The 21,459-nt window shown below is 57.9% G+C and carries 20 protein-coding genes and 2 tRNA genes; 3 read left to right on the top strand and 19 right to left on the bottom strand.

Annotated elements, in window-relative coordinates:
* Window positions 1–174: 174 nt before the first annotated feature.
* Window positions 175–1,050: a methylenetetrahydrofolate reductase gene (locus IIY41_RS07005; protein ID WP_009325600.1), complete on the bottom strand. Its 876-nt coding sequence runs from the start codon at window positions 1,048–1,050 to the stop codon at window positions 175–177.
* 242 nt (window positions 1,051–1,292) lie between these two features.
* On the opposite strand from IIY41_RS07005, the gene IIY41_RS07000 reads away from it, so the two are divergent.
* Together IIY41_RS07000 and IIY41_RS06995 are read left to right on the top strand one after the other, a co-directional pair.
* Window positions 1,293–1,379: transfer RNA gene (locus IIY41_RS07000), tRNA-Leu, on the top strand.
* Window positions 1,380–1,442: 63 nt separating this feature from the next.
* A complete protein-coding gene (locus tag IIY41_RS06995) occupies window positions 1,443–2,393 on the top strand; it encodes an RluA family pseudouridine synthase (protein WP_155200907.1) in 951 nt (316 codons plus the stop codon).
* Between the two features lie 114 nt (window positions 2,394–2,507).
* On the opposite strand, the gene IIY41_RS06990 is transcribed toward IIY41_RS06995, so the two are convergent.
* The 17 genes from IIY41_RS06990 to IIY41_RS06910 form a co-directional block, all read right to left on the bottom strand.
* The gene (locus IIY41_RS06990) at window positions 2,508–3,107 is read right to left on the bottom strand and encodes a ribonuclease M5 (RefSeq protein WP_055080768.1); all 600 of its coding nucleotides are present in this window, start codon (window positions 3,105–3,107) and stop codon (window positions 2,508–2,510) included.
* The gene (gene holA, locus IIY41_RS06985; RefSeq protein ID WP_055080767.1) at window positions 3,104–4,138 is read right to left on the bottom strand and encodes a DNA polymerase III subunit delta; all 1,035 of its coding nucleotides are present in this window, start codon (window positions 4,136–4,138) and stop codon (window positions 3,104–3,106) included. The genes IIY41_RS06990 and holA overlap by 4 nt, the downstream gene beginning before the upstream one ends.
* A complete protein-coding gene (locus tag IIY41_RS06980; protein ID WP_173022161.1) occupies window positions 4,129–6,093 on the bottom strand; it encodes a ComEC/Rec2 family competence protein in 1,965 nt (654 codons plus the stop codon). Before IIY41_RS06980 ends, holA begins: the two co-directional genes overlap by 10 nt.
* 135 nt (window positions 6,094–6,228) lie before the next feature.
* Window positions 6,229–6,768, bottom strand: a complete 540-nt coding sequence (locus IIY41_RS06975) for a phosphoribosyltransferase family protein (protein ID WP_058722629.1) — start codon at window positions 6,766–6,768, stop codon at window positions 6,229–6,231.
* A gap of 36 nt (window positions 6,769–6,804) precedes the next feature.
* Window positions 6,805–7,146 (bottom strand): histidine triad nucleotide-binding protein, encoded by a 342-nt coding sequence (locus IIY41_RS06970; RefSeq protein ID WP_009325592.1) that lies wholly within the window; start codon window positions 7,144–7,146, stop codon window positions 6,805–6,807.
* Window positions 7,147–7,237: 91 nt separating this feature from the next.
* On the bottom strand, window positions 7,238–9,904 hold the full coding sequence (gene alaS / locus IIY41_RS06965) for an alanine--tRNA ligase (protein ID WP_287400185.1): 2,667 nt from the start codon (window positions 9,902–9,904) through the stop codon (window positions 7,238–7,240).
* A 350-nt stretch (window positions 9,905–10,254) separates the two neighbouring features.
* Window positions 10,255–11,865 (bottom strand): peptidoglycan D,D-transpeptidase FtsI family protein, encoded by a 1,611-nt coding sequence (locus IIY41_RS06960; RefSeq protein ID WP_050004125.1) that lies wholly within the window; start codon window positions 11,863–11,865, stop codon window positions 10,255–10,257.
* Between the two features lie 159 nt (window positions 11,866–12,024).
* Window positions 12,025–12,318 carry a hypothetical protein gene (locus IIY41_RS06955; protein ID WP_009325589.1) on the bottom strand — a complete coding sequence of 98 codons (294 nt, stop codon included), beginning with the start codon at window positions 12,316–12,318 and terminating at the stop codon, window positions 12,025–12,027.
* A 103-nt stretch (window positions 12,319–12,421) separates the two neighbouring features.
* A complete protein-coding gene (locus IIY41_RS06950) occupies window positions 12,422–13,639 on the bottom strand; it encodes an AfsR/SARP family transcriptional regulator (protein WP_009325588.1) in 1,218 nt (405 codons plus the stop codon).
* Between the two features lie 31 nt (window positions 13,640–13,670).
* Entirely contained in the window at window positions 13,671–14,735 is a 1,065-nt protein-coding gene (locus IIY41_RS06945) for a type IV pilus twitching motility protein PilT (protein ID WP_058722631.1), read from the bottom strand.
* Window positions 14,736–14,745: 10 nt separating this feature from the next.
* On the bottom strand, window positions 14,746–15,177 hold the full coding sequence (locus tag IIY41_RS06940) for a hypothetical protein (RefSeq protein ID WP_287400184.1): 432 nt from the start codon (window positions 15,175–15,177) through the stop codon (window positions 14,746–14,748).
* Between the two features lie 24 nt (window positions 15,178–15,201).
* Window positions 15,202–15,636 (bottom strand): hypothetical protein, encoded by a 435-nt coding sequence (locus IIY41_RS06935; protein ID WP_058722633.1) that lies wholly within the window; start codon window positions 15,634–15,636, stop codon window positions 15,202–15,204.
* Window positions 15,629–16,108 (bottom strand): DUF4860 domain-containing protein, encoded by a 480-nt coding sequence (locus tag IIY41_RS06930; protein WP_287400183.1) that lies wholly within the window; start codon window positions 16,106–16,108, stop codon window positions 15,629–15,631. Before IIY41_RS06930 ends, IIY41_RS06935 begins: the two co-directional genes overlap by 8 nt.
* 44 nt (window positions 16,109–16,152) lie before the next feature.
* Entirely contained in the window at window positions 16,153–16,485 is a 333-nt protein-coding gene (locus tag IIY41_RS06925; RefSeq protein ID WP_287400182.1) for a hypothetical protein, read from the bottom strand.
* 12 nt (window positions 16,486–16,497) lie between these two features.
* The gene (locus tag IIY41_RS06920) at window positions 16,498–17,541 is read right to left on the bottom strand and encodes a type II secretion system F family protein (protein ID WP_287400181.1); all 1,044 of its coding nucleotides are present in this window, start codon (window positions 17,539–17,541) and stop codon (window positions 16,498–16,500) included.
* A gap of 12 nt (window positions 17,542–17,553) precedes the next feature.
* Window positions 17,554–18,396 (bottom strand): transglutaminase-like domain-containing protein, encoded by an 843-nt coding sequence (locus tag IIY41_RS06915; protein WP_287400180.1) that lies wholly within the window; start codon window positions 18,394–18,396, stop codon window positions 17,554–17,556.
* A 421-nt stretch (window positions 18,397–18,817) separates the two neighbouring features.
* Window positions 18,818–20,356: a nitrite/sulfite reductase gene (locus IIY41_RS06910; protein ID WP_009325580.1), complete on the bottom strand. Its 1,539-nt coding sequence runs from the start codon at window positions 20,354–20,356 to the stop codon at window positions 18,818–18,820.
* Between the two features lie 301 nt (window positions 20,357–20,657).
* On the opposite strand from IIY41_RS06910, the gene IIY41_RS06905 reads away from it, so the two are divergent.
* Window positions 20,658–20,733: transfer RNA gene (locus IIY41_RS06905), tRNA-Ala, on the top strand.
* Window positions 20,734–20,886: 153 nt separating this feature from the next.
* Here the strand turns inward: IIY41_RS06905 and IIY41_RS06900 are convergent.
* Window positions 20,887–21,237 (bottom strand): cupin domain-containing protein, encoded by a 351-nt coding sequence (locus IIY41_RS06900; protein ID WP_009325579.1) that lies wholly within the window; start codon window positions 21,235–21,237, stop codon window positions 20,887–20,889.
* Window positions 21,238–21,459 lie beyond the last annotated feature (222 nt).

Genomic DNA, 21,459 nt, shown 5'->3' with positions numbered 1-21,459 from the left:
TATCATCCCGCGCTGCGCGCACCGCCACTGCGCGCGGCCCGGCTGCTGCGCGCAGCGTCCTCTCCGCACGCCGCAGCAGAGCCCGCGTCGCGCTGTCCGGCTCTTCTGTGCTGATGCCCAAATACCGCAGCGCCTGCCGGGTATCAAACCGCTCGGGCAGTGCAAGCTCCATCCTCATGTCCTCTCCGGCAGCAGATCGCGGATTCCCTCATATACAAGACGCGCCACCCGTGCGTTATTCATTGCATATAAATGGATTCCATCCGCCCCGCCTGTGATCAGGTCGCGGATCTGTGTGACCGCGTATTCAATGCCTGCGTCGAACAGGGCCTGTTCGTCGTGGTCATACCGGCTGATCATTTTAGTAAACTGCGGCGGCAGGCTGGCGGAGCTGAGCGCCACGGTGCGCTCGATCTGCCTTTTGCTCACGATGGGCATAATACCAGCCTGCACGGGCAGAGAAATTCCCGCCTTGCGCGCCATATTCAAAAAGCGGTAATAGCTGACATTGTCAAAGAACAACTGTGTGATAAGATGGGAAACGCCCGCTTCCGCCTTGTAGCGCAGGCTCTCTACATCCGCTTTCAGCGACGGACTTTCCACGTGCCCCTCAGGATAGCACGCACCTGCCACGCCGAAGCCGCCGGTCTGCGCAATGGCTTTTGCAAGGTCGCTCGCATGCAGGAAATCCATCCGGCGCGGCAGATCCGGGTTGATATCCCCGCGCAGGGCAAGAACGTTTTCCACGTTGTCCTCGCGCAGCCGGGTAAGTGTTTCCTCCACCTGCACACGCGTGGAGTTTACACATGTCAGATGCGCCAGAGCCTCCACATGAAGCCCGTTTTTGATATACGACGCAATCTTTGCAGTCGACTGTCCGGCCGTGCCTCCGCCCGCGCCATAAGTAACGCTGATGTAATCCGGCCCAAGCGTACACAGCTCCCGCAGCACCGGATAAAGCGTTTCCTCCGCGGCCCCTGCCTTTTTGGGCGGAAACACCTCAACGGAAAAAACACAGGGCTTTTGCTGAAACATTTCATGAATAAACATATACGATCCCCTCTTTACTGCAAGGCGGGCATTCTGCCTTCAAACATGCCGGATATGCCGGTTGAAAAGGCCCAAAAGCCGCCGAAGCCGCACGGATGCGCGCGGCATAAAAATATTATAAGTGAGCGCTTTGCCGATGTAAAGTTTTTTCTTACGAATATGCCCACGCTTTTTATATGGCCGTTGACATGCGGGCGGAATTTATTGTATGATAAGAAAGCGGCCGAACCAGCCGCCTGTTTGCTGCTGTGGCGAAATCGGCAGACGCAAGGGACTTAAAATCCCTCGGTGGCAACACCATACGGGTTCGATTCCCGTCAGCAGCACCATAAAGCAAAGCGAAAGGCATGCCCGTGCGGCATGCCTTTCGCCGTCAGAAGGGAAAACCCAATATGCGCGAATTTGTCATCACCGATGCTTCCATGCCCCGTTTGGACTCCGCGCTGCTTGCGCAGTATCCTCAGCTTTCCCCCGGCAGGCTGCACAAGTATCTGCGTGAAAACAAAATCAAGGTGGATGGAAAAAAGCTTCCGCTCTCTGCACGCCTGCCACGCGGCAGCACTGTGCGTGTTTTTTTGCCGGATCTGCTTCTGGATAAGCCGGACGGCCCGTTATTTCTTTCCGCAAGGCCGGAGCTGTGCGCCGTTTATGAAGACAGCGACGTTCTGGTTGCCGACAAGCCCGCCGGACTTCCTGTAACGGATGAAGGCGGACGCACTGCCGACACCCTCATCAACCGCGCTCTCCTGTACCTGTATCACAAAGGCGAATATGCGCCGGAACGCGGCTGGACTCCGCGCCTCTGCCATCGGCTCGATACCGGCACGTCCGGTCTTGTGCTCATTGCCAAGACGCAGCAGGCTGAAGCGCTTCTGCTGCACCTTGTAAAAGAGCGTATGATCGAAAAAAAATACCTTTGCGTCACCTATGGACACCCCTCGCCTGCGGCAGCAACACTGCGCGGCTATCTGCAAAAGGACGCCCGACAGGCGCGTGTTCGTATTCTGGACACATCCGCGCCCGGAGCAAAAGATATTGTGACAAAATATAAAACGCTGGCTGTCAGCGGACGGCTGGCTTTGTTGGAGGTTGAACTCGTCACGGGGCGCACACATCAGATACGCGCGCATTTGGCCTCCATCGGCTGCCCTATCCTTGGGGACGGCAAATACGGGAACAACGCGGCCAACCGGGAACTGAAGCTCAAATATCAGGCTCTGTGCGCGTACAGCCTTCACTTTCCCGCGTTGCCGGACGGATCGTGCGCGGCGCTCTCCGGCAAAACGCTGTATGCTTCCCGGCCCTGGTATTATGCGCAGGTCCTGGACGGAACGCTTAAATAAAGCGTTCCGTATCGCCATCTCCGCTGTTCACGCCCCATGTTTTAAAAAAAACAAAAGCCGCTCCGTCCGCAACGCACAGAAGCAACTTGCGGACAGGGCGGCTTTTTGCACAGCTTATATCAACGAAGCACTGTTTCCCGGCACGGTCTGTACGAATTCCTCATAAGTGTACAGACTGTTGAGCACCTCGCACAGCGCTTTTTTGGAAAGGCGCGGCGGCAGGCCAAGGCTTTGCAGCCAGGCGCGCCGCACGCCCGCGCTTCCCTCTGTGCCGGAAAGGCCCAGCTCGTACAGGTCGGTATAGGTGATGGCGCGCCCTGCGCGCTTCGCCTTTTCCCGCGCGCCCGCGGTCTGCAGTGCGCGCAGTATCGCTTCGGACGGCACACCCTCCACGCCCAGCACGCCTTCTTTCGAAGGCTGAGCTTTACGCCGCTCTTTCCCTGCGATGGCCGGAACATATGCATTTTTTACACATATGCCCTGCGCCAGCTTATTGACATAATTGCGGATGCGGAACCCGGCGTCATCGGAATCCGTCAAAACGATAATGCCCCGCTTTTTGCCCAGTTCTACAAGCAGACGCTTTGTCTCCGCATTTTTAAAGACCGAAAATCCATTCGTCGTAAGAATGAGCCCATCCACCAAATCCGCCAGCTTCACCGCGTCATACTTGCCTTCTACGACGATCACTTCTTCCACGCGCAGCTTCTTCATCGCCGTTCTCCGATCTGCATCACTTCGCAAAGAGCCGTCTGCAGCAGCACCGTTCCGTCTGCGGCAGATGATTTTAACGCGGCATCCAGCCCCAGCAGCACACTGAGGATGTGCTCCAGCTGGGCGCGGGAATAATGGGACGCCGTCTCACCGGATTTGCGCAGGCGGTAATCGCTTCCCCGGTATGAAAAATCCTTGTGCACGGCCGCGTAATTACGATGTGCCGCTGCGCCGCACTTCACACGGTACATATCTACAAACGAGCCGGACAGCGCCGCCGCAATGGCAATGGGCTCATTTTGCAGTTCCAACAGCTGAGACAGCTTGGCCATCGCCCGTGTTTTATTGCGCGCCGTGACAAGACGCACCATTTCAAACACATCCGCTTCGATGCTCTGGGTGCCCATTTGTGCGATCAATTCAGGCGTGATCTCTCCATAATCAGCCACAGCCGCCAGCTTGCTCAGCTCGCTCTCCAGCGCAAACAGGTCTGTCCCACAGCGTTCCACCAGCTCAGACGCAGCGCCCGGGGACAAAACCACTCCCAGCTCCCGGGCTTTTTCCACAGCAAACCGCTTTGCGTCCTGAGGCCCGGGCTTTACAAGTTCTGCCGTCAGCCCGGCCTTCTCCGCTGCGCCGATCAGCTGTTTGGCCTTTTTGGAGAGCTTCGCCTTGTCGTCTTTAAACACTGTGCTCATCACAAGCACTGCGTTTTCCAGACTTTGCATCAAGTCGCAAAGCGCCCCCACATCCGCCTCGTTCATCGCGGACGGCTCCAGCATCGGCAGTTCAACGATGCGTTTTGTACCGAAAAATGATATAGTGCCCGCAGCAGCCACGGCTTCCTCAATAGACGGAGCAGGGCCTTCAACACGCGTTACCTCCGCATCGTCCTCCTGCTTTGCCAGCAGGGCCAGCGTTTTTGCGGCGTAGCTCCGCACAAGATATTCCTCAGTGGAATAGTAATAATAAACGCCGTGCCGCAGCGGCTGTTCCAGCGCTTTTTTAAGATTCTGCTCGTTTAAAACCATTTGTTCCCCTCTTTGATCGTTACAGACGCTCCCGCGCGCAGACAGATATCCGCAGGGCCGTGGAACTGTGCCCGGGGCGCATCCTCAAGCCATCGATACCCTGTCCGGGGCAGGATCAGATGCGTGCACGCCAGCCCATCCGGCCGTCCTGTGCCCGCAACATAAATGTCAAAAGGCGGATAAGAAGAAAACTCCACACTGCCGCTGGCGATCCCCACGCGGTATCCGCACACCTCAACACAGGCAAAATTCCCCTTCGCCTGATGCTTTACATAAATGATTATATCATGGAACGGTGCGAGAATGGTACTGTTTATGATGCTGTTCTGTGCACTCAAAGCATCCTGCGCATGCAGTTTTTGTGCCAGTGCAGCCGTATCACCCTCCATGCGCAGATCCACCAGCAGATCCACCTGCGTACGGTTGTATTGTTCCAACACCTCCCGCACATCGTCCGCATTTGCTTCCGGGCCACGGAACAGGACCGCAGTTTTAAGCCCCTGCATTACCACCAGAGGCGGATTGGCCGCACTGCCTGCAAGCTCCATGCGCACAACGCCGCTATCCGCCGCCGCGTATGCCAAGCCTGACAGCATTACAAACGCCAGACAAGCGGGCACCGCCCGCCGTACAGGGACATGCAGACGCCAGGCTGCCCAGCCAAGCGCACAAAGCAAAAGAGCCGCGCACATGGCAAAGGCCCCGCTCACATGCAGAAACGCATACGGCACGGACGCCGTCCATTCCGCTACGGCCAGCATCCAGCGCAAAAGCAGCGCGCAGCCCAGACCCGTCAGCTTTGCCAGAAAACCGAGCCAGGGCACGCCCGAACACAGCGCCGCTGCAAAGCCGAGGCCCACGACAGCCGGCATAACAGGCACTGCAAGCAGATTGCTTACAACGGAAAGCAAAGAAACTCCTCCGCCGATGGCAATGAGCACGGGAAGCGTGGTCAGAGACGTCGCGGCCGGCACCGCGGCAGTCCACAGCAGCTTCCAGACCAGCCGTGCTGCGTTTTTTCCATGCGCCGCGCTGCCGGCGCGCCAGCGCCTGTGCGCCGCCGTCACCCAAAGCACCCCCAACGTGGCCGAGAACGAAAGGAGCAGGCTTACATCCACGGCAGCATATGGGTTCTGCAGGCACAAAAGCAGTGCCGCCAGGCCCAGCGAAGTGAGCGCGTCGCTTTTCCTGTTAAATAGAGCGCCCCCGTAGAGCAGCAGCATTGCCGTACCCGCGCGCACAACAGAGGGTGTAAAACCCGTGAGGCACATAAAAGCCAGAGAGGAAAACATGGCGCAGGCGCAGGCCAGCCTGCGCCGCCCCATACGCCGCACCGCCGCATAAACGAGCCCGCCCACTGCGGACAGATGCAGACCGGACACCACCAGCACATGGGACAGCCCTGCACCCCGGAACGCGTCCTTCACCTCATCCGTCAAAAGCGCACGGTCGCCTGCCGTCATTGCCGCGGCTGCTCCCGCATAAGGCTGTGCCAGAACTTTGCGCAGCGCCATGCTCAACGCCGCCTGCACCCGTTTCGCCCGAGCCCAAAGCGCACCGCTCTCCCCCTGTGGCAAAAAGCCGTCCAGATATTCTCCCGCCAGAAAAATGCCGTCTGCGTAATTGCCGTATGTATATTCGTTTTCTTCCAGTTCCGCGAACTCCACGCGCGCAGAAAAGCATTCGCCCGGCAAAGCCTGCGGCAGAGAAAGAAAATACACCCGAAAAGGGCGCACAGCCATGCCGTTCACTTCGTCCACAAGAACACCGGCCCGAACGGTATCTTCAAGAAAGCCCGGCGACGTTTCCACAACCGCTGCGTGGATCTCCGCCTGTGTTCCGGCGCGCGCCTGAATGGGAGCCATCATCCATGTAAACGCCGCCATGCGCAGCAGCAGCGCCGCGCCCGTAACGGTGCATGCCAGCACGGCGTGAGTGCGGAACCGTCCGCCCAATTTCCAGGCCGGAAAAACGGCCGCAAGAAAAACGGCCGCCAGCGGCCCAAAAGCCGCTGGCGGCAGAAAGGCTGCAAGCAGTTGTATTACAAGATATAGAAACCCGGCGCAGGCAAGCGGCCTTTTCATACGGGACTATTTGAAAAACAGGGGCAGCGGCTCCAGATAAATGATATCCTTACGGTCTGCCGCTTCGCCTTCCGCCAGCACAGCCGCGCGCGCCACAACCGTGCCCTTGCTCTTGTTTACAAGCGTTTCCAGTGCATGCAGGCTGCCGCCGGTGCTGATCACATCATCCACGATGAGGATGCGTTTTCCATCCATGGAATCCAGATCCTTACGGTCGATGACGAGCTTCTGCACGGCCTCGGTCGTAATGGAAACATCCTCCACCACAACAGGCTCCTCCATGTAAAGCTTGGGACCTTTCCGGGCCGGGATATAACGTTTGCCGCTCTGGCGGCTCATCTCGTAGGCCAGCGGGATACCTTTCGCTTCGGCCGTAACGATAATATCAAACTCCGGCACTTTTTTCAGCAGCGCTTCGGCGCAGGCCACAGTAAGCTCCACATCACTGAACATCACAAACGCGGCAATGTCCAGCTTTTCATTCACCGGGCACAGCGGCAGCTCCCGCGTAACGCCAGCAACATTCAGCGTATAAGTTTTACGCATAATTCATTCTCCTTTTTTATGATCGGCGCGCGTCACTCAACCCGGCGGCCATGCCAGGCTGCGCTTTGCCAACACATGAAAATGCAGATGCGGCACGCTCTGTCCGCCGTCCCTGCCACAGTTCGTCACAACGCGGTATCCGTTTCCAAGCTCCAGGTCTTCGGCCAGCCGGGCAATCACCTCAAAGATATGCGCTACCACAGCGCTGTTCTCCGGCGTAATGCCGCCAGGCGAAGCGATGTGTGTTTTGGGGATCACGAGAAAATGCACCGGTGCCTGCGGATCGATATCATGAAACGCAAGCACGGTGTCATCTTCATACACCTTGCTGACAGGGATATCCCCCGCCGCCATCTTGCAAAATAAGCAGTCCTGCATGAACGCTCCCTCCTTCTGTGTTCTGTTTTCCCAAAGAACGCCGCGCCCCAGAATGGGGCGCGCGTCTTTTTTCTTTTAACGAACGGCCCGTTCAGACCAGGGCAGCCTTGACGATGCCCGGCACCGCGTTCAGCGCGTCGTCGATGCGGGAGATGTCCTTGATGCCCGCCATCGCGAAATCGGGCTTGCCGCCTCCGTTGCCGCCGGCCACAGCCGCGATTTCCTTCACCAGCTTGCCCGCCGCAAGGCCGCGCGCCTGCGCCTCCTTGCCGACAGCCACAGCCAACGTTGTCTTGCCCTCGGCTTCGCCGATCACCGCAGTAACAGACGCGGGCGCTTTGTCCCGTGCATTGTCGCACAGCTTGCGCAGCGCATCTGTCGCAGTCCCCGTCAGATACATCGTGAAGATCTTTATGCCGTCCACGTCCTTGGCATCCTCAAACAAACCGCTGGCCTTCATGGCCGTCTGCCTCTGCTTAAGGTCGTCCAGTTCCTTCTGCACGGATCTCAGTTCTGCGGTGAGCGCAGCCGCGCGGGCGGGCAGGTCGTGGATATTGCTTACCTTCAGCGCGCCCGCCGTCTGGTTGAGCATATCGGATTTTTCATCCAGCAGGCGCAGCACGCCGTAGCCTGTTGTGCCTTCGATGCGCCGGATACCCGCCGCCACGCTGGATTCGGACAAAATCTTGAAGCAGCCCAGTTCGGCCGTATTGGAAACGTGCGTACCGCCGCAGAATTCCGTAGAAAAGCCCTCCACATCCACAACGCGCACGATATCGCCGTATTTTTCTCCGAACAGCGCCATAGCGCCCAGCTCCTTGGCCTCCTTGAGGGGCATCACCTTGATGTGTACGGGCAGCGCCTCGAAGATTTTGGCGTTGACGATCCGCTCCACCTCAGCCAGCTCCTGGGGCGTTACAGCGTTGAAGTGCGTGAAGTCGAAGCGCACACGCTCGTCGTCCTCATACGAGCCGGCCTGATGCACATGGGCGCCCAGCACTTCTCGCAGAGCTTTTTGCAGCAGATGCGCACCTGTATGGTTGCGCATGATCGCGTGGCGGCGGTCGCGCTCCACAGAAGCGATGACCTTATCGCCTGCCTGCACCACGCCGTCCAGCAGCGTACAGGTATGCACATAATAACCCTTCGGCGTCTTTTTACAGGCCGTCACCGCCAGATGCGCGCCGCCCGCCGTTGCAATCACGCCGGTATCGGCTACCTGACCGCCGCTCTCGGCATAGAAAGGCGTGCGGTCCAGCACCACCAGAACGCCTTCCTTCGCACCGTCGTCCGTGGACACGGCATCCGTCAGCTCATCGCCGTCGGACAGCGCCACGATTTTGGCCTCAGCCTCCAGCGTGCCGTAACCCAGAAATTCTGTGGCCGAAGCGTCCAGCGCGCCGAACAGATCCGCCGTCCAACCGGAAATGTCACGGCTCAGACGGTCCTTGCGTGCCTTTTCCCGCTGCTTTTGCATCTCGGTACGGAAGCTGTCCTCATCCACCTCAATGCCGTTCTCAGCAGCGATCTCCTTGGTAAGATCCAGCGGAAAGCCGAACGTATCGTTCAGCTTGAACGCGTCAATGCCCGCCAGCACGCGGCGCTTGCCCTCGGCAGCGGCCTTTTCGATGTTGTCGATGAGATTCGACAGGATATTCAGGCCCTGGTCGATGGTGCGGGAGAAGCGCTCCTCCTCTGCGGATATGCTCTTTTTGATATAATCAGCATGCTCCACCAGCTCGGGGTAGGCTCCGCCGTTCTCGCGGATGACGGTATCGCACAGCTCGGCCAGGAACGGGCGCGTAACCCCCAGCATACGGCCATGGCGTGCGGCCCGGCGCAGCAAGCGGCGCAGTACGTAGCCACGGCCCTCGTTGGAGGGCAGGATACCGTCGCTCACCATAAACACGGTGGAACGGATGTGATCGGTGATGACACGGATGGAAACGTCCGTCGCATGGTCGCGGCCGTAGGTCTTACCCGTAATGCGCTCCACATGGTTCAGAATATTGTGAACGGTATCCACCTCGAACAGGTTTCCCACGCCCTGCATCACGCAGGCCAGGCGCTCCAGGCCCATGCCCGTATCAATGTTGGGGCGCTCCAGGCGCGTATATGTGCCCTTGCCGTCTGAATCAAACTGGCTGAACACCAGATTCCAGACCTCCATATAACGGTCGCAGTCACATCCCACCTTGCAATCCGGCTTGCCGCAGCCGTGTTCGGGGCCGCGGTCAAAATAGATCTCGCTGCAGGGGCCGCAGGGGCCGGAGCCGTGCTCCCAGAAATTGTCCTCCTTGCCGAAGCGCACCATGTGGGACGGGTCGATCCCCACTTCCTTTGTCCAAATATCGTAGGCCTCGTCGTCGTCCTCATACACCGAGACGTACAGAAGCTCGGCGGGAATCTCCAGCACCTTCGTCAGGAATTCCCACGCCCATGCGGTAGCCTCGCGCTTGAAATAATCCTGAAAGCTGAAGTTGCCCAGCATTTCAAAGAACGTGCCGTGACGCGCCGTGATGCCCACGCGCTCAATGTCCGGCGTGCGGATGCATTTCTGGCAGGTGGTGACACGGTGGCGCGGCGGCTCCTCCTGGCCGAGGAACCATTTTTTCATCGGCGCCATGCCGGAGTTGATCAACAAAAGGCTGTTATCGTTGTTGGGCACCAGGGGAAAGCTGTCCAAACGAAGGTGTCCTTTGCTTTCAAAGAAAGAAAGGTATTTTTCGCGCAGCTCGTTCAGGCCGGTCCATTCCATCGGGTTCATTCTCCTCACAAAATAAATGTCATTTTTGTTCTGCCGTGTAAAAAAATATAGCCCTCGCCCCTGTGTCAGGGACGAAGGCCTGTCAGCATCCGTGGTACCACCCAAATTGCGTACCAAAAGGCACGCCGCTTTCCCCGCGTTAACGCCGCAGCTACGTCCCGCTCATCACGGGAGGCTATCCGGGTGGCGGTGGGGTCCGAAGCGGGAACGTCTCAGCCCTGCGTTCCCTTTCTGTAAGCCGTGCGGAACCCCATTGGCCCAGTCTCTGCCGTAATACCTGTTTTTACACGTTTACCATATTATTATAAATCAAATCCGGGCAATGTCAAGCCCCGGACGGCTTACTCCTGCGCAAGAAAAAAGCTCAGGGCATCCGTTACTTTGGCGAACACCTGCGCAGCGTCGTCGCTGTCGTGTGTGCCGCTGTCCAGCAGAACGGCGATGGTATATCGAGGTTCTTCCGCAGGGTAAAAACCCACGAACCACGCGTCCATAATTTCTTCTCCGTCCTCCTGATAGCGGCCCGTCTGCGCTGTCCCCGTCTTGCCCCCCGCACCGCCGGCCCGGGGCGCGGCTTTTCGCCCCAGCCCTTCCTCAACAACGCCCACAAGCATCTGCCGAATCACCTCCGCCACATCTTTGTCCATCACCTGCCGCTGGACGGGGCGGTACAGGCTTTCCGTTACCGACTGCGTGTATTCATCCACAATTCCCTCCACAAACACAGGTTCCACATACCGCCCTCCGTTTGCAAACAGGTTCATCATCGCGGCAACCTGTACGGGCGTGGCGGTCAGCGCTCCCTGGCCGAAGCTGATAGATGCGAGCTGGCCCAGATCTTCCAGCTGCGCCGCGTCCGGCAGGTTCCCGGAGGCTGCCCGCAGACCGCCCGCAACCTGCTGGCTTTGCCCAAATCCCGCACTTTTTGTAATGTCGTACACCGTCTGCGCGCCCAGGCGCAGCCCAAGCTGCACAAAGTAGCAGTTACAGCTTTGCTCCAGCGCGGTTTTCATGTCTACCGTCCCGTGGCCCCGCCCATAGGCGCAGCGGTAAACATGGCCGCCCACCTCGATGGATCCCGTGCATTCATACGTCTCCTGCGCGCTGATTCCCTGCTCCAGCGCCGCCGCGGCCAGCAGCGGCTTGAACACCGAACCCACATTATATGCACTGAGGGCGCGGTTGACCAGTGAAGTATCCTGGCGCGCGATGCTTGCGGCCACATTTTCCGGGTCGTACAGCGGCAGGCTCACGCTGGCGCGCACGCGCCCGGTGGGCGCGTCCAGTACAACGATGCATCCCTTATCCACCATTTCAATGCCTACGGCTTCGCAGGCGCGCTGGATGCTTGAATCCAGCGTGAGCATCACACCCGCCCCCGTGCCGGGAGATTCCACCAGGTACGGCGCATCTGATTCTATAAATCCCCCGCGCGCATTCATTGCGCAGCGCACCTCCGTCAAAGTGGAGCCTCCTGTCAAAAGATCATCAAAAGCATATTCCACACCTGAAACACCGTGGCCGGACGCTCCGAGATATCCAATGAGGTGCTGGGCTATGGGCATAGGCTGGTACCGCACAGGCTTTTCAAACGTATACTGCGCACGCGCTGCGGCCGCCCCTGTGACAGGCATCAGGAACGGAGAGCCCCGCTGGATGCTTGCATAAAACTGCGTGCGCAGTTCCGCCGGGATGGCCTCAAACAAAGTATGATAGCTCGTCCTCCCCGGCTCAATCAACGCATAGCGCTCCGAGACCGTCCCTGTAAGCGGCAAAAAACCGCAGTCGTAAATATTGCCGCGCCCTTCACTCAGCACAACGCTGGTACTGCTCTGCTGTACGGCGGCAGCCGCATATGCCGGATTTGTAGACACGGCTGCAAGAGCACAAACCACTACGGCGAATGCAAGCAGACACGCGCCCGCCATTGCAATGAGCCTTTTTTCCAACATATCCCCTCCTTTTCCACACAAAAATAGTGTGCGCGCTATATGCCCCGGCTAAACGCCAAACCAGTATGCGGCGAGATTTTCCTCGTTTCCGGGCATGCAAAAAGCCCCGCCTTCCGGCGGGGCTCTGTCCAGCAGGGATAATGTTTCTCAGGTTGGGGCTCACTCCGCATCGAATACGATCGCCTGAATGGCGTTTACGATATCCTGCGTAGTAAAGCGCGCCACGCCAATAGCGTCCAGCATACGGTCCGTCTCCGACTTCGTCGCATCGATGTAGCGGAATTCGGCGCGCTGGATCGCATTTTCCAGAACCGATTTTTCCTCAGGCGTATTGCCGGGATCGTTCCATTCTTTTGTGAGGAGCTGCAACGTAGCGGAAATCGCCTGCTGCTTTGTAAAAACGGCGTTGGCCGCCTCTGTCTGGAATTCAGAAACACTGTTGAGTGTACGCATCGTGATCGTTCCTCCGTCCTTTATTTTCCTGGGGCTGTTTTGATTCTACACCCGTCGCACATAAAACGCAAGCGCCGTTTTCCGGAAGAAGCGGTTGCATACACTAAACGATCGGGTCCAGCTCCTGCGCTTTCATACGCAGCTCGATTTTCGCGCTCAGACGCACTTCCTTAAAAGCATCCTTGATGCGGTTCTCCACCACAACGCTGTCGGCAGGCGAAGTGACCGTCAACATAAGGATGTACTGGTTGCGGCTGTAACGGCTGAATACATCGCCCTTGCGCAGAGACTCCCGAATGACTTCCTTGCCGCGCGCCATCGCGTCCACGATCTCCTGTTTTGCCACGGTCTGGCCGTTTTTTCCTTCAAACGTCACAAGGATGAGCAGCACATGACTATTGGAACGTGCCGCGCTTCGTGCGACCATCTGGTACACGGATTTGAACATCTCATACTCGCAGTAGTATGCGCCGTGGATGGGCCGGGCGTCCCGCGTAATCTCGCCCAAATCCTGCTGGATCTGGCGCAGATTTTCCTTCATCTGGTTCGCTCCCTGGGAAGCCCAGAGATATATGTCCCGCAGCTCGGGCGAAAGACGTTCGCCCAGCTCGTCGTAAAACAGGTTGGAGATCACCGGATAATAGCTCAGCACAGCCTGCTTCATATCCAACCTGCGCATGGTATTGAAGATGTAGCGGTAAAGTTCCTCGTGCAGCGGCTCCAGCAGCGCCGCACGGTTGCAGATATCCAGCGTCTCCTCCAGATCCTCCCTGCCTCCGCGTTCGCAGAGCGTGGCAGCCAGATTTTTAACGGTACGCAGATAGGTCTGCCGCAGATAACTGCTGTATTGGATGACCCACTGCTGCATGCTCAGGCTGGGCAGAAGATCGCCGGTATACAGCTTCAGCGCTCGCCGCGCATGCGGGATACGCTCCTCCGCCGGCGTGCCCGGTTGATCCGCAAGACGCGCCTCCTGCTCGAATTCCCACACATCGGTGGTGACGGAGATTTCCGGGTTCCAAATGTAACGCCCGCTCTCTGTGATGATAAAGCGTTTTTCCTTATCCGCTTTCTGCAAAAACTTGCGAAGCGAATACGCCGCGTTTTTCAACGCGCCGGCCGGGTTTTCGATCTCATCGCTCTCCCACAGGCCGTCCATCAACTGCTCATTCGTCAGCTTTTTATCGCCGCGCAGCAAAAGCAGCGCCAAAAGCTCCAAAGGCTTGTTGAGCCGCGCGCTGTGCTCCAGGATCGGCGTACCGTTCCACAGGATCGTCATACCGCTGAACAGGGATATTTCCATTTTACTTTGCTCAGGCACTTTCCTCTCCCCCTTCCGAATCAATTTGGATTCAGCTCATTGCTGAAAGGCGTTTTTCCATCGCCTCATAATGCATGCAGTGTGTGAGGGCCGTCTCTTTACTGACGCGCTTTTCCGTCACCAGGCGCAGCAGGCTTGCGTCCATGGTACACATACCCTGTGCCGCACCCGCTTGAATAGCGGAATCGATCTGGTGCGTCTTTGCCTCACGGATCAGGTTTTTGATGGCCGGGTTCGTATACATAATCTCAAACGCCGGGGTCTGCTTACCGTCCAGCGTGGGAACAAGCTGCTGGCTGATGACCGCCTGAAGCACCATGGAGAGCTGCATGCGCACCTGCGCCTGCTGCCCGGCCGGGAACACATCGATGATGCGGTCCACCGTGTTGGCAGCGCCTGTGGTGTGCAGCGTGCTGAACAGCAGCTGCCCCGTCTCCGCGGCGGTCATGGCCACCTCGATAGTCTCATAGTCCCGCATTTCGCCCAGCAGGATGACGTCCGGGCTCTCCCGCAAAGCACTGCGAAGGGCGCTGACATAGCTCGGAGAATCGGTTGAGATCTCCCGCTGCGTCACGATACACCTGTCATGCCGATGGATGTATTCAATGGGGTCTTCCATCGTGATGATGTGCCCTTCTCTTGTCTGGTTGATGGCGTTGATGAGGCAGGCCAGCGTTGTGGATTTGCCGCTGCCCGCCGAGCCCGTCACCAGGACAAGTCCTTTCATCAGCTTGGCCGAGGCAAGCACCTCAGGCGGAATGTTCAGCTTTTCCGGCTCCGGCAAGCCAAAACGTATCACACGAATGACCGCCGCAAGGCTGCCGCGCTGATGCAGAACATTCGCCCGGAAACGTCCGAGATCTGGAATCGAAAAGGAAAAATCGTCGTCCATATCCTCCCGTTCGATGCGGCTGCGGCTGCGTCCGCACAGCGCGTAAATATCCGAGATGACCGCGGCGGTATCCGCAGGCATCAGCCGCGTTTCCATCCGCCTCTGGCGGCCGTCCACCTTATAGGTAAGCGGCAGGCCGGCGATAATAAAAATATCAGACGCACCCATTTCAACGGCCTGTCTGAGCGTTTCCCTGACGTCCATGCGTCTCCTCCTATCCTTCCCGCAGTGTACCGAACAGCGCAGGAGCCTCGGCCTCGCCCGCCCATTCGGCGCTCTGCCGCCATTGTATCACTCTGTATCCGCCGTCCGCTGTCAACTCCGCAAAAACAGAAAGCGAACGCCCGTCCGCGCCCTCCAGCACGGCGCTCACACCGGGGCCTTCCCGGGCAGTGCCGTGCGGCGGCAGCGCATCCAGCTCCGCCGTATCCCCGGCCTGCGCCAGCGCTGCGTCCAGCTCTGCCAGCCATTGCTGTCCCGCGCATTCCAGCGCATAAACGCTTTGGGCCTGACGCGCCTGCTTCTGCGCGAGTGCAAGGTCGGCCCGGGCGGTGGAAAAGCTCAGCACAGAGAGCGTTGCCAGACACAGGATGATCACCGTCAGCAGCAGCGACAGCCATCCCAGACGCACCGGCCTGCTTTCCATCTCGTCTCCCCCTTGCCCGCGGCGTTACCCGCCGATGTATTTCTGCGTATCCAGCTCATACAAAACCGTATCGCCGTCCGCCGCAGTTACAACAAAATGCGCCGTGCGCATATCACCCGCCTGCCGCGGCGTTTCGTCCAGCACCGCTTCCAGGACATAGGCCCCCTGTGTTTCGTCCTCTGTCCCACCGCCCTGGACGTCGTATGCGGCGCGCAGTGTGCCGCGCGCCGTTTTCTCAGCGCCCAACAGGGCTGCGAAATCTTCCTGTGAGCCGCTTGCCGCAAACAACTCCGCCGCATTTTGGGCGATGTTTACAGCTGTGGAGAGCTCCCTGGCCTCCCGTGAGGTACGCTTTGCAGCGCCCAGTATCTGCACCAGCACGGTCAGGCTGGCAAGCAGAAAGAGTACCAAAAGCAGCGTTTCCACATAAAAAGCTGCGCCGCCCCGAGATCTACGCATCCGGGCCAGCCCCCCTTCCGCTGCGCAGCGCGATATCTGCGCTTCCGTATTCGGTTGACACTACCAGCAGACCCGGTCGAACCTGCTCGACGGAAAAGGATTTTGCATCCACGATGCGTTCGGAGTCCTGCGGGTCCAGCGCATCATCTGCCGTCCCATATTCCTCCCGCAGCGCGCCTTCATATAAATAAATACGGGTTTCGTAAGTTTCGCCGTCTGCGTTCTCCCGCAGCAGCAGCGCCGCGCCCTCGGGGCCTTCCCCAACGGAAACAGCTCCCGCCGCGTCCGCCGCATGCACCCGCGCGGCAAGATATGACAGCGCCGCGCGCGCCTCTCTGTTCCGCGTCTGGCTGTCCACGACCGCACTGTAAAGCCCGGTCCCCGTCATCACAAGGAACAGCAGCGACAGCACGATGATGGCAAACAGAAGCAGCGGATACAGATGCATCCAAAACGCTCCGTGTTTTTTCACTCCGCCGCCTCCCTTCATTTTGTCTTATCCCGCGCCTAAGACTGTCATGCCGTCTGCTTTTCCAGCACGGCGACGGCCGGCAGCTGGTTCGATGCATACGCCTCATAGCTGACGATAAACCGGCTGTGGTTGACCTGCACGCCATAGTTTTCTTCCAGATAGGAAAGGCTCTGCGGGTATGCGCCCTCAAGAGCGTAGCACTGCACCGCCGCATCCAGCACCGCCGTGCGCAGGCTCTGCGCCGCCTGTTCCCTCATTGCCGCCTGCGCGCCGTTCCAAACAGCCCACGCGCCCAGCAACAGCAGCAGCGCACATACTGCCGCTATGGCTGCGCCCAGCCGTTTTACGCCGCGCCGCGGCCGTTTTTCCTGATACATCCCCGCGCCCCCTTATCCGATGGAGGTGAGAATGCCGATCAACGGCAGCATCACGGCCAGGAGCGTAACCCCCACCGAAACGGTGAGAAATCCTGCAAGCACAGGTTCCACGCTGTCGATGATGCGCCCCATCCGCATGTTTGCATCCTCACTGAACACCTGCGCAAGGCGCGCCAGCACCTGGTCCAGATTGCCGCTGCGTGCTCCGCTCATCAGCATGCGCGCGTACAGCGGTTCGAACACGCGGTTATCGTAAACGGCCTGCGCCAGGCTGCGCCCCTCAAGCATCTGCCGGCGGCAGCTTTCCAGCTGCGCGCGCAGCGCGCGGTGCCGCACCATGTCCGACGCGCGTTCCATTGCTGTGTCGGTGTCCATCCCGCTGGCCGTAAACGTGGCCAGCGCCGTAGTAAATTGCGCCTCCGCCAGCCGCCGGGCAGCAGCAGAAGTAAAGGGCAGTTTTTCAAACAACGTGCGGAACAGGCCGTTCCCACGCTGCGTGCGCGCCGCAGCCGCACCGGTAAGCAAAAGCGCCGTCAGCACGATGACCAGGCACAGAGATGCCCAGCCGATGATATTTGCAGCCGTGATGTACGCATAAGAAGAAGCCGCTACGCTTCCCGCCAGCCCCGTGTAAACACCGGTGAATACCGGAAGCACACGCGCGACCAGAACGGCCAGCACGCCGGCCATCAAAAACAGCAAAACCGCCGGATAGATCACAGCACTTTTCAGCCTTTTTTCCAGCTTATCCTGTGTTTCGTAATATACCGCGAGGCTTTTCAGCACGTTCTCGGTGCGTCCCGCCGCCTCGCCCGCCGCGACAAGCTGCGCCGCATACGCGGGAAAATATCCGCATTGCTCCACCGCCTCGGCCAAAGGCTCGCCCATTTGGACACGCTCAAGCACGGCGGAAGCCGCATCGTACAGCGGGCCGTCCCCGCTGTCTCCGCGCATCATGGAGAGCGCGTCGTCCACCTGAATGCCCGCTGCCAGCATCATCGCCATATCTTCGCAAAAGGCGCTCACCGCCAGCGAACGAAGTGTTTTTGCCGCCATGACCTCTCCTCCTCAATAGACCTCTTTATCCGCATAGCCCTTACCGTCGCCCACAAGCGCGCTTTGGCCGGCGGCCGCAAACGTCAGGTCGATGCGCTGCCATTCATGCCTGGGCGCCCTGATCTCCACGGTGATCCAGCCGCTCTCTTCCAGCCAAATCATGTTCCACGCATGGTACAGCTCGCTTCCGCCGCTGGAAACATATCCTGTGATAAGCTTTGTCGGGATACCCTGGCTGCGCAGCATTGCCGCGGCGAGCGCCGCATAATCGTAGCAGATGCCCTTCTTTGTGGAGAGCGTCTCATCCGGATCCGGCAGATATCCGGTAACGTTGTTGTCTACGATGTTTTGGGCTTTGTCGTAATCATAGTCCACATTGCTTTGGATATATTCGTACACACTGCTCACCACCGCCGCCGCATCCGCCGCCTGTGCGCTTATGTCCGACGCCAGCAAGACGCATGCGGAGTCCACACTGTAAGCCACCCGCTGACTGGGCCGCAGGAACGGCTCGAATTCACTGTCCTGCACAACGCCCGCCTGTGCGGAAAACAATTCCATGTACTTGTTCTCCGTGGTATTCTGCATCACGCGGACATTGTATTGCCCGTTGCCGCTTTGCAGCGGATAAACGACCGGCGTTCCGTCTCCGGGCAGATCGTAATTGTATTTTATGTCTCCATACACGACTTGGCATTTCAGGCGTTTGTCGCTTTGCGCCCGCACGGCGACATACCCCTGCGACACCGCCGAAAGGTCTATTTCCACCCCGCTGCCGCTTACCGCGGCGTCCGGGTGAAACTCGGCGCTCCGAAATACCGGCGGCTCGTAATGCGTGCCGTCCGCCGGCGCCATGGTACGGCTTTCAGCGCCGCTCCCCGCAGGGGCCGCGCTGCATCCTGATATCAGCATGATAAAAGTCAAAAAAGCAGCCATTCCGCCGCGCCATTGTCTTTTCACTGAATACTCCCAAGCCGTGGGCTGCCCGCCCTGTGGTATGCCGCATGACGGAAACGCCGCTTTACGCATCGCCGCGCGGGGCTCGCGGTATGACAGAGGCCCGCCAAACGCCGCCATGGGGTTATCACTTATTATAGGGGAAATCCTTTCCGCTTTCAAGCCAAAACGTCTTTCCTGTTCAAAATTGTCAATCTTCCGGTATGCTTCCGGTAAACTTTTTGACGCCGCATTACCCCGCTCCGCCTTTTTGCGCGCTGCCAAACATTTTAAAAAGTCCCGCGCCCGCAAAACGGACGCAGGACAGACTGTTTTCAATTCAGTCGGCAATATATCTCTCAGCAATCTCTTTAAATTCCGCCTCATGCGCCGGATACCACTGCGCAAAAGTTCCGTCGGACGCGCGCACCGCACGCCCCAGCTCCGCAAGAAAAGCCGGGATATCCTGTTCCAACATCATCCCCAGCTCCTGGCCGAACTGTTCCGCCCCCTGCGCATCGCATCCGCCTGCATACAGCATATAGGCAGGCATCGGCTTTTTATCCACCAGCTTCACGCCGCCGCGAAAACCCAGCGTACCGATTTGGTGCGTACCGCAGCTGGAAGGGCAGCCGGAGATATGGATGCGCGGCAATATGCCGTCGGAAAATCCTTCCCTGCGCATTGCCTCCACCAGCATCTTCAATGTTGACTGTGAATCCCGCACACCCTGCTGGCAGGTCGCTGCACCCACGCATGCCACAGAAGATTCGAACAAATCCCGCGCACCGTCTTCCGTAACGGCAAGTACTGCCTGCGCCTCTTCCGCCGTCAGATTGATACAATACATCGTTTCATCCGGGCCAACCCGCCATTCCGCGTCCGGAGCATTGCACATGGATTCATAAAGCTCGGCAGGTTTTTTACCAGACAGCATCCCGCCGATGGGATGGTATGCCACAGCGTAAAGCCCCGGCTGTTTCTGCGGGATGGCGCGCGGATGCGAAAGAGACGCACCGCCTGTTTTGGGTGCCGTCGAGTCCGGCAGCACCAGGGCCATATCCTTCTCCTTCGCCAAAGCCAGATTCTCACGAAAAACAGTTTTCAGGCCATCTTCGCCTAATGTTTCCTGCAAATAACGCGTACGCGCGCGGGCACGATTCTCGTAATTTCCGTGCTCCTGGAAAGTCTTTACCATAGCGCATACGTCGTACAGAACATTCCGGGGCGCAACGCCTGTGTCTACCAGTACACCCATTTTGGGATTTGCGCCAAGCCCGCCGGCGCAATAGACATCAAAAGTTCCGTCCGCGCAGGCTACAAAGCCCAGATCCCGGAATGTCGCATGTGTTTCATTCGCCGGTCCATTGGAGAACCCTACCTTGAGCTTACGCGGCAGCCGGATTTCCCGCACTTGCGCCAGTAGATAATCATTGACTGCCTGAGCCGTGGGCATCACATCAAAATACTCTCCCTGCTCCACACCCGTAAGCGGGCTCACCATGACATTGCGCGGGAAGTCGCCGCCGCCGCCGCGCGTTATAATGTCGTAATCAAGCGCCCGCTTCATGATCTCCACCACACTCTGCGGCGGGAGGTCGTGCATCTGAATGGTCTGGCATGTGGTGAGCTTCATACGCGGTACGTTGTATTTTTCGGCACATTCGGCTATAAACCCAAGCCGTTCCTTCGTCAGCCGCCCGCCGGGCAGGCGCAGACGAAGCATGCTGTATCCGTTCTCCCTCTGCGCATAACTGCCAAAACCGCCCGAAAAGCCTTTGTAAGCCTTGCGGTCAATCTCTCCGTTTGTAAATTCATATATTTTCTCTTCAAAAGCATCAATGTCCTGCCTGAGTACGGCAAGTAGTTTTCCGTTCATATGCCCGACCTTCCCTTTTTCTTTTGTTTCGCAGCGGCAAGCTCCGCCATGTTTCTTTTGGGTTCTACATTATTATACAAAACTCATGAGCGGTGTCAACCGTCATGGACACGGGTTCTGTTTTTCGCACAAACCGCCCCGCTTATAGCATGCCCTGTTTTTATATTTTCCCGTCTGCTGCCCGCTGTTTTATTTCTTCACAAAAAAAATTGAAAATTCGGGGTTGACAACGAAGAAATGATTTGATAATATAATAAAGCACTCGAGAGAAGAGTGCGGCGCTGATAGGCGCTGGTGCCGTGGGGGTGTAGCTCACTTGGGAGAGCGCTTGAATGGCATTCAAGAGGTAAGGGGTTCGATCCCCCTCATCTCCACCACATAATCAAAGTCCGAACCTTATAGGTTCGGATTTTTGTTTTTAACATTGCTGCAAGAAAACCGCTTAAACATAGTGTTTAAGCGGTTTTCTTATTGCATAAAAGCAGCAACCCGTCGGGGCGGCTACTTTTGAATCTGCAAAACACAATAATTTATGTTTCACTGTCGTTCCGCGGAAACACAACTGTGAGCAGCATTTTGAACGCATCTTCCGCATGAACGGAATGCGGCTTTCGGGCAGGCATCACCAGTGTTTCCCCTGCGGACAGGCAGTATTCCCGGCCGTCTACCACGAATCTGCCTTTTCCTTCGATGACTGTGACCATCGCGTCGCCTGCAGAATCGTGTGTTCCGATCTCCTCTCCTTTTGCAAAAGCGAACAGCGTGATACTGACGCAGCTGTTCTGCGCCAGTGTTTTACTGACGACCTGCCCTGTGTTCGCCGATATCTCATCCGCAAGCCGCACTATCTCTTCGTGTTCGATATTTTTGATAAAAGCCATAATATTTTCTCCTCCTTTTGCCTCTAAACCGATTTTTCTTTGTTTACAGTTTGCCACAGATATTTTTTCCAATGCGTTGTTTTAAGGAACCTCTGAATAAATCGCCTTCATTCAGCGCCGAGCGAGAAAATAGACGATTACCGCTAGGTTCAAGCGATTCAGTCGGAAAATAGCCAGTATTCCTTTGCATTTCCGCCCCATTTCCTGAAAAAGGGCAGACTG

It is taken from the genome of Ruthenibacterium sp., from assembly GCF_017421385.1.
Classification (GTDB): Bacteria; Bacillota; Clostridia; order Oscillospirales; family Ruminococcaceae; genus Ruthenibacterium; species Ruthenibacterium lactatiformans.
Note: the sequence above shows the minus strand (reverse complement) of the source record. Positions and strands in the feature narration are given on the sequence as shown.

Coding starts and splice junctions, on each gene's coding strand:
- IIY41_RS06935 (WP_058722633.1), bottom strand. CDS start 15,636: ATGCGTAGATCTCGGGGCGGCGCAGCTTTTTATGTGGAAACGCTGCTT.
- IIY41_RS07005 (WP_009325600.1), bottom strand. CDS start 1,050: ATGTTTATTCATGAAATGTTTCAGCAAAAGCCCTGTGTTTTTTCCGTT.
- IIY41_RS06940 (WP_287400184.1), bottom strand. CDS start 15,177: ATGGAAAGCAGGCCGGTGCGTCTGGGATGGCTGTCGCTGCTGCTGACG.
- IIY41_RS06920 (WP_287400181.1), bottom strand. CDS start 17,541: ATGGCGGCAAAAACACTTCGTTCGCTGGCGGTGAGCGCCTTTTGCGAA.
- IIY41_RS06945 (WP_058722631.1), bottom strand. CDS start 14,735: ATGGACGTCAGGGAAACGCTCAGACAGGCCGTTGAAATGGGTGCGTCT.
- holA (WP_055080767.1), bottom strand. CDS start 4,138: ATGGTTTTAAACGAGCAGAATCTTAAAAAAGCGCTGGAACAGCCGCTG.
- IIY41_RS06910 (WP_009325580.1), bottom strand. CDS start 20,356: ATGAACGGAAAACTACTTGCCGTACTCAGGCAGGACATTGATGCTTTT.
- IIY41_RS06995 (WP_155200907.1), top strand. CDS start 1,443: ATGCGCGAATTTGTCATCACCGATGCTTCCATGCCCCGTTTGGACTCC.
- IIY41_RS06990 (WP_055080768.1), bottom strand. CDS start 3,107: ATGAAGAAGCTGCGCGTGGAAGAAGTGATCGTCGTAGAAGGCAAGTAT.
- IIY41_RS06900 (WP_009325579.1), bottom strand. CDS start 21,237: ATGGCTTTTATCAAAAATATCGAACACGAAGAGATAGTGCGGCTTGCG.
- IIY41_RS06970 (WP_009325592.1), bottom strand. CDS start 7,146: ATGCAGGACTGCTTATTTTGCAAGATGGCGGCGGGGGATATCCCTGTC.
- alaS (WP_287400185.1), bottom strand. CDS start 9,904: ATGGAATGGACCGGCCTGAACGAGCTGCGCGAAAAATACCTTTCTTTC.
- IIY41_RS06915 (WP_287400180.1), bottom strand. CDS start 18,396: ATGGCGCCGGCGGACGGCACGCATTACGAGCCGCCGGTATTTCGGAGC.
- IIY41_RS06960 (WP_050004125.1), bottom strand. CDS start 11,865: ATGTTGGAAAAAAGGCTCATTGCAATGGCGGGCGCGTGTCTGCTTGCA.
- IIY41_RS06955 (WP_009325589.1), bottom strand. CDS start 12,318: ATGCGTACACTCAACAGTGTTTCTGAATTCCAGACAGAGGCGGCCAAC.
- IIY41_RS06975 (WP_058722629.1), bottom strand. CDS start 6,768: ATGCGTAAAACTTATACGCTGAATGTTGCTGGCGTTACGCGGGAGCTG.
- IIY41_RS06925 (WP_287400182.1), bottom strand. CDS start 16,485: ATGTATCAGGAAAAACGGCCGCGGCGCGGCGTAAAACGGCTGGGCGCA.